Origin of the sequence: Halomonas sp. I1, assembly GCF_032334135.1 — a bacterium.
In the GTDB taxonomy this organism is placed as follows: Bacteria; Pseudomonadota; Gammaproteobacteria; order Pseudomonadales; family Halomonadaceae; genus Halomonas.
The window spans coordinates 1-10,874 of record NZ_JAVXUS010000032.1 but is presented as its reverse complement, the minus strand read 5'-3'; the positions used below and the strand labels follow the sequence as shown (position 1 = coordinate 10,874).

General features: G+C 59.5%; 5 protein-coding genes, 2 pseudogenes and 1 other annotated feature. Of the genes and pseudogenes, 2 read left to right on the top strand and 5 right to left on the bottom strand.

Features of this window, described 5'->3' with window-relative positions:
* Both RSO41_RS18350 and RSO41_RS18540 read right to left on the bottom strand, forming a co-directional pair.
* The coding region (locus tag RSO41_RS18350) for a hypothetical protein (protein ID WP_315620707.1) at nt 1–3,107 on the bottom strand (3,107 nt) is incomplete at its 3' end.
* Between the two features lie 6 nt (nt 3,108–3,113).
* Nucleotides 3,114–4,280 (bottom strand): annotated as a pseudogene (locus tag RSO41_RS18540) (ESPR-type extended signal peptide-containing protein); the annotation flags it as partial.
* A 519-nt stretch (nt 4,281–4,799) separates the two neighbouring features.
* On the opposite strand from RSO41_RS18540, the pseudogene RSO41_RS18345 reads away from it, so the two are divergent.
* Nucleotides 4,800–5,756 (top strand): annotated as a pseudogene (locus tag RSO41_RS18345) (IS3 family transposase); the annotation flags it as partial.
* Nucleotides 4,841–4,971: a sequence feature (AL1L pseudoknot), on the top strand. It overlaps the preceding pseudogene by 131 nt.
* A gap of 223 nt (nt 5,757–5,979) precedes the next feature.
* On the opposite strand, the gene RSO41_RS18340 reads toward RSO41_RS18345, so the two are convergent.
* Nucleotides 5,980–6,720 carry a response regulator transcription factor gene (locus RSO41_RS18340; protein WP_315620706.1) on the bottom strand — a complete coding sequence of 247 codons (741 nt, stop codon included), beginning with the start codon at nt 6,718–6,720 and terminating at the stop codon, nt 5,980–5,982.
* A gap of 396 nt (nt 6,721–7,116) precedes the next feature.
* Here RSO41_RS18340 and RSO41_RS18335 point away from each other — a divergent pair, with 396 nt between their 5' ends.
* Nucleotides 7,117–7,845 (top strand): EAL domain-containing protein, encoded by a 729-nt coding sequence (locus RSO41_RS18335; RefSeq protein WP_315620705.1) that lies wholly within the window; start codon nt 7,117–7,119, stop codon nt 7,843–7,845.
* A 105-nt stretch (nt 7,846–7,950) separates the two neighbouring features.
* Here the strand turns inward: RSO41_RS18335 and RSO41_RS18330 are convergent, their stop codons facing one another.
* Nucleotides 7,951–8,739 carry an OmpA family protein gene (locus RSO41_RS18330; protein ID WP_315620704.1) on the bottom strand — a complete coding sequence of 263 codons (789 nt, stop codon included), beginning with the start codon at nt 8,737–8,739 and terminating at the stop codon, nt 7,951–7,953.
* Between the two features lie 17 nt (nt 8,740–8,756).
* Nucleotides 8,757–10,874 (bottom strand): YadA family autotransporter adhesin (locus RSO41_RS18325; protein ID WP_315620703.1); only part of this gene is annotated, 2,118 nt, incomplete at its 5' end.

Sequence of the window (10,874 nt, the reverse complement as noted above, 5' to 3'; positions counted from 1 at the left end):
TGCGGCTGATCGGTCATCACGATCTCGAGGGCGTCTGTGCCATTGGCCACCGTGCTGATGTTGATATTGCCGCTGGCGTCAGCGCCGCCGTTAATGTTCAGCGTCTGCCCCAGGTCGCGGTGCACGTCAGTGCCGCTATCACCCGCGAAGTCGAGTCCCTGGCTGGTCAGGTTCTGATCAACCAGACCCAGCTGCTCCTCGGTAGCCGCTCGGCCCACCGTGGCGAAGCTCGGATCGTTCAGGTCGGTATTGGACAGACCAGTGATCTCGTCGGTGGTGCCGTCCATATTGAGGTTGCCGCTGGTCACCCCTCCGGCGCTCATCGCCGTGGTGGTGGTGCCGTCGGTCACCGTTGTGCCGGTGGCCGTGGTGTTGGTCACGTTGCCCGCGCCATCATCCACGGTCAGCCCCGTGGTGCCCAGTACGCTGTCGCCCGCGGTGGCACTGTTCACCGTGATGTCGTCGGCCAGCGCGAAGGTCACGTCTTCCTGGGCACCGTCGGTGGCGTTCTTGCCGATTACCAGGTTCCCGTCAGTGTTGCTCAGATCCACCGTGTCGCCCGGCGCCACATTGGTGGAGTCTGCACCCTGAGCGGTGAGGTCCCAGCCCGTCGAGGCAACCGATTCCACCGCGGCCAGTTGGGAAACATTGACCGCGTCGGTATCTTCGGCACCGGCGGCGACGTTAGTGATGCGCCGCTCGCTACCGGCGCTACCCACCGACACTTCGCTGGTGGCAGTTGGAGCGGCTACCGGAATCGGGTTGCCATCCGCATCCAGCGGCTGGTAAGCCACCGTGCCCAGCGTACTGCCATCAGCTACCGAGCCTGCCCCCAAAGCCACGCCACCGGCAGCACTAGCACTGGCGCCAGATCCCAGGGCGACGCCATCATCGGCCCCTGCACTGGCATCGGTACCAACCGCGATGCCATCGAGTATCCCGTTGCCGGTAGATGCCGTGGTGCCCAGCACAACGTTACGCTGCCCCTGCGCCTGGGCGCCGCTGCCGATCGCCAGATCGTCCGAGCCAAAGGTGGCCGCATCACTCCCGATGGCGATCTGCCGATCGCCGAACACATCGTTGCTGGCACCATCGCCCAGAGCAACGGACGAAATGCCACGTGACGATGCATCGGTACCAATAGCCACGCTGTCAACCTGGTCGGCATTGGCACCGTAGCCCATGGCCACGGTGCCGTCGCCACTGGCGACGGCATCTACCCCCGCTGCCAGGGCGTTGATGCCCGTCGCCCCGTCATTGCTGTAATTTCCGCCAATCACGCCGTTATCGTTGACGCTGTAGTAATGCGTCTCGCTGGCCTTGAGCTGGGCCACGTTGACCGCGTCACTATCCTCGGTACCCGCGGCCACGCCGGTAATCTGGCGATAAGCATTCGCGCCGGCATCGCCCACGGCCACCGCCCCGGTGGTGCTCTGGGTCGCGGCGATATCCGCATCCAGCCCATCGGCAGCGCCGGTGGTCGGGTTATAGCCCTGGATGCCTCCTGCGGTGTCGGCAATGGAACCGTTGCCCAGCGCCACGCCCTCGGCCACGGTGACATCCGCCCCATTGCCCATCACGAAGGCATCGGGTACATCGACATCGTTGCCATTACCGATGATACGGCTGCTGGTAGCAGTACCGGCCAGGACGTTGTCATTACCGAACACGCCGGCTTCGTCGGCGTCGATGGTGTTGTTGTTACCTACGGAATAAGAGCCCGCCCCCGAAATGGTGGTCGGATCGCCAATGGCGCCGGAGCCGACACCACTGACCTGGTTGCCAGTGCCGATGCTGATGCTGTCCTCGGCCGAGGCCACCGCACCGGTGCCCATCGCAATGGCATTGGTGCCACTCGCCTGCGCGACATCGCCCAGAGCCAGCGAGCTCTGCCCCGTCGCCTGGGATTGATTGCCGACCGCTGTGCTGGCGAAGGAGGTCGCCTGGGTCCCCACCCCCAACGCCGTGGCATTCGTGTTGTTCGCCGTGGCACCGAGACCGAACGCGGAGGCCTGACCGCCACCGGCGTTGGCCGTCGCCCCCACCGCCGTGGCATTGTTCCCGGCGGAAGCGGCCTGATTGCCCACTGCCGTACTGTTGCCACCCGACGCCAGAGCGGTCACGCCAAGCGCGGTATCCTGCAAACCGGTCGCTTGCGCCCCATTACCCACGGCCGTCGTATCGGTATTGGTGGCCTGAGTGGCATACCCCAGGGCGGTACTGGTATCACCACTGGCCATGGCGTTGGAACCGAGCGAGACACTATCCACCCCGGTGGTCGTGGCACTATTGCCCACCGCCACGGTATTACCGCCGGTCGCCGTTGCGTTCGCTCCCAGGGCCAGGTCATTGGCGATGGCCGCCGAACCATCGACACCGGCCTCCGCATTCAGACCCACGGCAACACTACCGGTGTTATAAGCCGTGGCAGTGTCCCCGACTGCAACGCCACCAGTTCCACTGGCGGTGGCATCCACCCCCCCGGCCAGGGCATTCACACCGGTCGCCCCGTCGTTGGCGTAGTTGCCGCCCTGCACGCCATTGTCGTTGACGCTATAGTAGTGCGTCTCGCTGGCCTTGAGCTGGGCCACGTTGATCGCGTCACTGTCCTCGGTGCCCGCGGCCACGCCGGTGATCTGGCGGTAGGTCCCCGCACCGGCATCACCCACGGCCACTGCCCCGGTGGTGCTCTGGGTCGCGGCGATATCCGCATCCAACCCATCGGCCGCGCCGGTGGTCGGATTGTAACCCGCCACGCCCGCGCCGGTATCGGCGATCGAGCCGTTGCCCAGCGCCACGCCCTCGGCCACGGTGACATCCGCCCCGTTACCCATCACGAAAGCATCAGGTACATCGACATCGTTGTCGTTACCGATGATACGGCTACCGGTCGCGGCAGCGTCCAGCACGTTACGGTTGCCGAAAACACCGGCCTCGTCGGCGTCGATGGTGTTGTCGTTACCCACGGAATAGGAGCCCGACCCCGTGATGGTGGTCGGGTCGCCAATGGCGCCGGAACCATCGCCGGACACGGTGTTGCCGGTTCCAATGCTGAGTGACTGGGCTCCAGAGGCCTCGGCACCGGTACCGATAGCCAGGGCATTCATCCCAGAAGCCTGGCTGCCAGAGCCTGCAGCAAAGGCGTTTTCACTAGACGCCCCGGCAGCATCCCCGATAGCGGTGGCGCTCGCCGCACTCGAAGTGGCATTGCCCCCCATGGCAAGGCTACCAACGCCCGAGGAGATAGCCTGGCTCCCCACCGCAAGGGAGTTGTTGCCTTGTGCATCGGAAAGCACCCCGATAGCGACCGCATTCTCTCCCGACGATGTTGCCTGTCCACCAATGGCAGTAGCGTTGAGGGCCGCCTGTGTGGCGTTACCAATAGCCACGGCCTGATCGGCCGCGGCATTGGCGATCGTGCCGATCGCAACCGTCTGAGCACCTGACGCTGTGGCCTCGCGCCCAAACGCCACTGCATCCTGTTGACTCGCTATCGCTCGAGTGCCGAACGCCAGTGAGTCGATACCAAGCGCTTGCGTATTATCAGTCGTATAATCCCGCTGCGAATCCGCTGACCCAATCGCAATAGCACGCTCGCCTGATGCCAAAGAGGACTGCCCCATGGCCAACGAACCATCACCTAACGCAGATGATACATTGCCGAAGGCAACGGAATTGCGTCCCAGCGATGCCGACTCACGGCCAACCGCCATGGCAGCCCAGCCGGTCGCCACCCCTCGATTGCCAAGCACCACGTTGTTGTTGCTGCCTGCATAGGAATAGGCACCCAAGACCGTTGACGCCCCTTGATTCTCCAATGGAGCCTCGGCTATCGAACTAGCACCAAGAACCACAGACCCTTTGGACCTAGCTTCGGCGTTGGTTCCGATTGCCACCGCACCGGGTACAGTCAAGCCACCAGAGTAGTCGATGGGTAACCCAAGCCCCGTCACATTTGGGTTGTTCCAGTACAAGGTCGTAAGACCATCATCCCGGGCGACAGTGCCGTCACCAACCCTCAGTCCACTCCCAGCCCCGTTTAGCTCGGCATATTTGGCGGCAAAGCTGACCTGAGAAACGGACAATCCCAGCAATACCAGCATGGACGCAAAAGCCGAGTAGGCGAAGAGCCTGCCAGTGGAGCCAGCAACAGCATCCCGCACCACAGGAGAGGCCCCGGCTTGTCGTACAGTAGATTTATCGCAGGTTCTAGCGACTTCCGATGCCACGACCAGACGACCAAGCGTTCGGTTCCAGATGATGCGAAAGATGGTATTCATACCCCCTCCTGTTTCCGTGCTAGAGACCTGGTCTCTCCGAGTCGGAGAAAACATCGGTGCCACTCGATAACCCTATTCGCCATACCCAGCACTTCGAGCGCACTTCATTCGAATTCGAATGGTCAACCTGCTGTCCTCAGGCGCTCATCGCATTCCGATCGTAGGCTGATCTCACGCTAAGCCAAACCTAAATATGAAATAATCTAAATACACCACTTCAAGATAGTGCCATCAATCTCCTACTTGCAAGCAGAAATTGCTTAATGAAAAGGACGGCACAATATGTAGGAAAGCACTTGCATATCAAAGAAATAGGAAATATCGAAACAGGTTGGGAAAGGGAGAATCGTCAACATTGACGTAAAAGGGCGTATGCAGGTTCTGAGTGCAACACCGTCAATATGAACCGTCCCGGGATTCCTGAAGGCTACAAACCTTGAGAGGATGGAGTCATGAACACAACAAACCGGTATTCCCCCGAGGTACGTCAACGGGCGGTCCGCATGGTCTTCGATCACGAGGGAGTTGAAGCAGGCCAACGAGATCCTGCGTAAGGCGTCCGCGTATTTTGCCCAGGCGGAGGGCGACGGGCAGGCCGCCTGCGCCGCGGCAAGTGATGATCGAGTCCATCGATGATCACCGGGCATCGTACGGGGTCGAGCCGATCTGCCGTGTCTTGCCGATCGCCCCGTCGACGTACTACGCGCACAAGGCTCGTGAAGCCCTGCCTGACCGCGCGCCGCGCCGAGTTCAGCGCGATCGCTGGGTGTGCGCTGAAATCCAGCGCATCTGGAATGAGAACTTCAGCGTTTACGGCATCCGCAAGGTCTGGCGTCAATTACATCGAGAAGCGATCCCCGCCGCTCGCTGCACCGTCGAGCGTTAGATGCGACGGATGGGGCTACATGACGTAGTGAGAGGCAAGCCGACTCGTACGACCGTGCAAGATCCCAACAAAGCCTCTCCGGCGGATCTGGTACGGCGGCAGTTTCAACCGACTCAGCCAAACGCGCTGAGGGTGTCGAATTTCACCTATGTCGCGACTTGGCAGGACTTCATCTATGTCGCCTTCATCATCGATGCCTTTGCCCGACGGATCATCGGTTGGCGAGCCTCCCAAACGCCCCGCACCGACATGGTGCTGGATGCGCTGGAACAGGCACTTCATGAACGCCCTCAGCGATCAGACAGCGACTTGATCCACCATAGCAATAGGGGCGTTCAAGGCGGATTCAATCGGTCGTCGCAACATCTCGATATTGGAGGTGTTGCATGGGACGATCACGTGGCCGGGGCGATTCGTACGACAACGCGCTGGCCGAGACGACCATCGGATTATTCAATACCGAAGTGATCCGCCAACGCGGGCCATGGCGACATCTGGAAGCCGTTGAGTTCACCACCCTGGAGTGGGTCGACTGGTTCAATCACCGGCGGCTACTGGAGCCGATCGACAACATGCCACCGACTGAGTGAGAGGCCCTGTATTATGAGCAACAGGGTCAGGCCAGGAAGACGGCCTGATTCAAACCAGCGAGTCTCCGAGAAAGCCGGTACGGTTCACCGAGAGATTCCATGATGACCCTGTCTACTACTTCCCGGGACCATACACCTAGCAGTCAGCACAGTTTTTGTACAAAAAGCCGAAACCCCTAGAAAATCCCGTTTTATCAAAAAGTTACCAACCAACAATCTCTACTCATTCCTCAACCAGCCTCTGGAGTCGATAGCCATAGCGATATACGGAAGACAGTTTCCAACCATTCTCGGCATTCAGGTCAAGCTTTCTCCTCAGACGATAGATATGGACATCCAGAGTCCGGGACATGGGGCTTTCTTCCTGCCCCCAGACTGTCTCATAGAGGTAGGATCGACTCAGGGGATGATTCAGGTTGCGCAGCAGGAGTAGTGCCAAGCGATATTCCTGGTGGGTCAGCTTGACGGGCTCACCACGGATCGAGATGACCTCTTCCTTCGGGGACACGGTGAGTTCACCATGGCTGAAGGGCTCGTAACGGTGCTTGCCGCCCACGTGATGGCGACGCAGTGTCGTCAGTACACGGGCGATCAGCTCTTCGGAACGGAAAGGCTTGCTGACGAAATCTTCCGCACCCGCTTTCAAGGCCTCAACGACATCCTGCTCTGCATCACGGTTGGTCACCATAATGACGGGAGGAGGCGACTGGAAGTACTCGTCCATCCAGTGAAGGACCTCCGGCCCATTCATGTCAGGCAACATCCAGTCGAGGAGCACGAGGTTATAGGTATTGCGCTTGATTCCGCGGATAAAAGCCCTGGCATTCTGGTAGCTGTCGATCTGCCAACCTTTCTCCCCATTGTCGACACGCCACTCCTGCGGGCTCTGCTCCGACGCCGTTCGCAACAGGCTCGATAGCTGATCGAGGCACACAGGGTCGTCCTCAAGGATGGCAATGAACATAGGGATGCAGCTCCTCAAGCGTGAATTTCACAGTCATTCATATCTAATGAACGTCGCACGCAGTATAGCCAATCCCTCACACTTTGACACATCTCGATTTTTTATAAAAAAACCTAAGGCTTCCATGCAGTTAAAAAAAGCCTGGCGAGTAGCCAGGCAAAAGCAGGGAGCCATGGGGAGCCCATGACGCCGTCATGATATGCAATGTTTGCTAGAGTGTTAACTCATAAATTATGAATAATTGAAAACATGAAGTAGGAAACAACCAATCAATAACGCGCCCCTTCCCGAAAGCTCATTTTTCTTCACTCTATAACGCTTGCGCCCCGTGCACATTGCACGTAAACATAAGCCTTCATCAGGCTCCCCCTTCATCGAAGCAAAGTAGGGTAGCGTATGCCTTCGACACCCCACCTTTTCTATCAGCCAAAGGTCAAATTGTCTGGTAAAGCCTCTCGCCTCATTGGTTTCGAAGGATTATTTCGCTCAGTCCATTCGTCAGGTGAAGCCATTGCTCCATCCCGATTATCCACGCGTCAGCGAGCCCGCCTGGAATCGAGCAGTCACTTCCTATGGTCGCTGGAAGTCGCGACCCGCTTCATGGAAGTTCTGGGCCCTTCATCTTCACTGACGATCAGCCTCAACCTGCCCGGCCACCTGCTGGAGCAACCTCATTTCACACAGCGTGTGCTGCAATGGCATCATGCACATCGTATCGTGATAGAGATACTCGAAACTTCGGTCATACGTGACGTCGAGCGTGCCGCATTTCACTTGACTCAACTCAGGCAGGCCGGCTTCCAGATCGCCCTGGACGATTTCGGAATCGGTCACTCGGACCTGTCAAACCTTCGTCAGCTCCCCATCGATATCGTCAAGATCGATATGGCACTGGTGACAGCCGCCTCGGGTCGGAAATCGGAGCGAGATTTCCTGGAAGGACTGATGAATTTGCTGTACGACCTGGGGAAGAGAGTCATTCTAGAGGGCATCGAGTCAGAAGCCTCATTGACACTGGCTCGAGACTTGGGAGCTCACGGTCTTCAGGGGTATTATTTTGGACACCCGATGCCACCTCACCAAGCCTCCAGGTATCCACTGACTCAACTGCTACCGTCACCCTGATTCATCGCTCGAGACACCGTCGTCACCTTGGACACCTCCCATGACGCAAACGGCCCCGACACTCTCACTCGAGTGTCGGGGCCACTCCGTCACTGTCGTACCAGATCAGTTGGCAAGCCTCTCCGTCACCTCGACCTCCACGCGGCGATTGGGCCTCAGACAAGCCTTGAGGCCCGATGTGGCGCTCGATCCGGGGCATTGAACAAGCGGATTTCGCTCGCCCAGCCCGATACTGCGAATCGTCGTCGGCGCCATCCCTTGATCGATCAAGGCAGTCCGCACCTCGGCGGCACGCCGCTCGGAAAGAGCCAGATTATAGGCATCGCGACCTAAACGGTCGGTATAACCCATGACCACGATTTCCGGTGAGGAAAATTCCTCGCGTATTCTCTGGGTCAGTCCCGAGATCTCACGTCGTCCCTTGTTCGTCAGCTCACTGCTGTCGTAATCGAACAAGGTGTCGGCGGCCAAGGCCATTCGCTCCGGCTCTTTCCGAGGCTCAAGCAAGGCAGCGCATTCCAGTTCACGCCAATGCAGACTCTCGGTCAACATGTCGTCGTCGAATCCGACCTGATACTGGCACGTTATATAACTTCCCTCACCCGTGGGTAATTGGAAGATATAGTTCCACTCATGTACGCCGAAAAGTCCCTCGGAGAAATGTGGGCGTCCCAGCAGATCGTAGATCTGGTCCTTGGAAACCCCGACCTGCATCTTACGCAGGTCCTCCAGATTGACGTACGTCCCTTCCTCGATCCAGGCATCGCCGGGATCCGGGAAGGCAATGCCTTCCCGATCGGTCGAGGTGGAGGTGGCGCATCCCTGGAGGCCGAGCACCGCCATGCCGGCGATGCCCAGAGCCCATACCACATTTCGATAAATGCTGTTATGCATGATCGATGTCCTTGTGATTACCAGTGGAAGCCTGCGCCGACACCAGCACCGAAGTTGCCTTGAGAATCCCCCGTGGCGTTGAGCTTGACCGCCCAGCGACCATTCTCTGAGAGGCGAGAAACTCCCACGGATACTGCCGATTCACCGTTGTAGGTCCCCGCACCGGCGGACACCATGCTCTTGCCGGCCATGTTGGACTGTGGCACGGAGGCTGCAGCAATGGCACTGGCCGTACCCGCATTGGCCTGGTCGTGAACATCCTTGACGCGGCTATTGAGACCACCGATCTGCTGCTGGAATTGCTTATTCAGCTCATCCAGCTGTCCCACATTGGCCGCATCGGTCGGGGCTTCGCCTGGTGCCACGTTGTGGATCTGCGTCGGCGCACCTTCCTGGCCCAGCGTCACCGAGCTGTAGTCCACGCTGCCATCCTCGTTGTGGTCATAACCCACCGAGCTGGCCTGCACCGCTTCCAGCTGGCGAACGTTGACCGCGTCAGTCGCCTCGGTACCGCCAGCCACGTGGGTGATCTGACGCTCACCGCCTTCGCTGCCCACTGAGACCGCGCCTTGCGTCGACGCTACGGATTCGTTGGAGAAGGCCTCCTCGGCGCCGTCCATGCCCTCGCGGGTCGCCTGCGAACCGGCCCCCAGGGCTACTCCGCCTTCGCTCTCCGCCACCGCGCCATCGCCGGCCGCCACGCTGTGATCTCCCTGGGCCACGCTCTCCGGCCCCATGGCCACGCTCTCGGCGCCCTGGGCATCGGCGGCATCCGCCTCGGAGTTGGCCTTGAAGTACTGACTGCCACCTTCATTGATGGTAGTGAGCTGCTCCTGCACCTCCCACAGCTGGCTGCCATTCACCGCGTCAGAGCTGGACGCCGAGACATCGCCATCCGCGACATTGGTGATAGTGGTGCCATCATTGCCTGCCAGGGTAATGGAATCGTAGTTGACCGTATCGCCGTCGGTATCGTACTTCACGGCACGATCATCCAGATCCGCGAGGTCGTCACCGATGTGAGTGACATCCCCTTCGACATTGGACACCCGATCATCCAGGTGGGTGACATCACCCTCCACATTGGTCATGCGTCCACCGAGATTCTCGACATCACCTTCCACATTGGTCACACGATCATCGATACCTCCCACGATCTGGTTGGTGGCATACAACTGGCTACCGTTGATGGCATCCGTGCTGTGGGACGAGACACGTCCCGCCGCCACATTGGTGATGGTCCGCTCGCGACCGGGTTGACCGATGCTGACCGTCCCCACAGGGGCCGTGCCAGCGAAGCTGGTGCCTATGCCGTAGAAGTTTCCACCCATCGCGGCATTGGCAGACTCCACAGTCGTAGCAACCGTTGGTGCCGTACTAGCATCGGCGCCCAACGCCACGCTATTGTCATGCGAGACCTTGGCATTGGCACCAACTGCAACACCCCTGTCCCCGCTGCTCGCGGCATCGACTCCGGCGGCCATGGCATCCAGCCCAGTAGCGCCATCGTTCTCATAATTGCCTTGTGGCTCACCACCATCATTGACGCTGTAGTAGTGCACCTGGCCCTTCTTCAGCTCTTGCTCGGTCTTCCACAGTTGACTGCCATTGACCGCATCGGTGCTGTTTTCATTGATATCACCATCAGCAACACCGGTGACCTTGCCACTGTCGCCCTCGTTGATGGTCACGTCGCCGAACTGCGGCTGATCACTCATCTGCAGCGCGATCTCGCCGCTTTCAGGGTCGGTTACCGTCTTCAGGTTGGCACCACTGTAATTGCCGTCCGCGGTAGCTTCGCCGGTCACCGCCAGGGTCTCGCCCAGGTCGCGGTGGACCGTCTCGCCTTCATTGCCCGAGAAGTTCAGGCCCTCGGTAACCAACTCGTCGCCCGACTCGTCGACGTACTTCTTGTTGACGACATGGTTTTCCTCGGTGATCGGGCCATCGTAGTGCGCCTCGTTATTGACCACCTCGAAGTTGTCACCCAGGTGGGTATCGCCTTCGATCGTAGTCCCCCCTTCAATGATGGTATCGCCCTCGACGGTCAGGCTGTCGCCGATGGTCACGTTGTCGGCCAGGTCGAAGGTCACGTCATCGCTGTCGGCGGTCTTGCTCACCACGATGTTGCCGTC